The sequence below is a fragment of the Arthrobacter wenxiniae genome, from assembly GCF_013376105.1.
Classification (GTDB): Bacteria; Actinomycetota; Actinomycetes; order Actinomycetales; family Micrococcaceae; genus Specibacter; species Specibacter wenxiniae.
Genome location: NZ_JAAMFM010000071.1, coordinates 1 through 1,058 on the forward strand (window position 1 = coordinate 1; position 1,058 = coordinate 1,058).

Annotated in this window: 2 protein-coding genes; one reads left to right on the top strand and one right to left on the bottom strand. The window is 72.7% G+C overall.

From position 1 onward, the window contains the following. A partial coding sequence (locus tag G6034_RS19625; protein WP_218064094.1) for a hypothetical protein occupies window positions 1-201 on the bottom strand: 201 nt, incomplete at its 3' end. Here G6034_RS19625 and G6034_RS19385 point away from each other — a divergent pair. Continuing rightward, window positions 200-1,058: HNH endonuclease signature motif containing protein (locus G6034_RS19385; protein WP_176636738.1), on the top strand; the 859-nt coding region annotated here is incomplete at its 3' end. The two genes, G6034_RS19625 and G6034_RS19385, sit on opposite strands and share 2 nt — an antisense overlap.

Below are 1,058 nucleotides of genomic sequence, written 5' to 3' on the forward strand. Positions count from 1 at the left end.
CTCCCCCGAAGCGTCCTGGCCACCGCCCCAAGGTCCCCCACCCGGGTGGGCCCAACCCCCGGCCACCACCGCGGACAGCACCGGCGCCGGGAACGCCACCGACGACAGGAGCAGCAGAAAGGAACCCGACGCCAGCGCCGGGCGGGAATCCGGCGGCGGCGCGTTCTGGGCCACGCCCGGCATGGATCCACCCCCCGGCATGGATCCACCCCCCGGCAGGTGTCCGTCCCCCGGGGACGGCACCGGCTCCCCCGGGGACGGCGCCGGCTCCCCCGGGGACGGCGCCGCCGGCACCGCTCCGGGCGGGGACGGCACCGACGGCACCGGGTGCCCCGGGGAGGGCGCCCCGGCCCCGTGGCCGCACCTGGTCGACGGAATCATCGTGCCCGGACCGGACTGCGCGGACGGGCTGGAGGGCCTGGACCCGATCGACCCGGCCTGCACCGACCCGGCCGTGCGGGACAAGCGCACCCACGGCCAAAAACTCCTCGACGGGCTCCTCGACGCCGTCAGGCTCGCCGCCCGCACCGGCCTGCTGCCCGTCAACGGCGGACTCAAGCCCCAACTGCTCATCTCCACCACCGAAGCGGACCTCCAAGCCAGCCGCGCCCGGGGCACCGGCTGCGGAATCGCGTTCCTGCCCTACACCGGCCCGAACAACCTCACCCTCTTCGACACCGACCTGTGCGACGCCGACGTGACCACCATGATCCTTGGCAACGGACAGGACATCCTCAACGTCGGACGCACCCAACGCTTCTTCACCGACGCCCAACGCAAGATCCTCGCCGCCCGCGACATCGGCTGCACCTTCCCGCACTGCACCCGCCCCGCCGCGATGTGCGACGCCCACCACGTAATCCCCTGGCAGGACGGCGGGGAAACCAGCATCGAAAACGGCGCGTTACTCTGCGCCTACCACCACACCCTGCTCCACCAAGGCCACTGGACGCTCAGACTCCACAACGGCACACCCCTCTACACCCCCGCCTACGCCATCGACCCGACCCGCACCGAACGCCGCAACACCTACCACCACGGCCTCATCCCCACCAGCC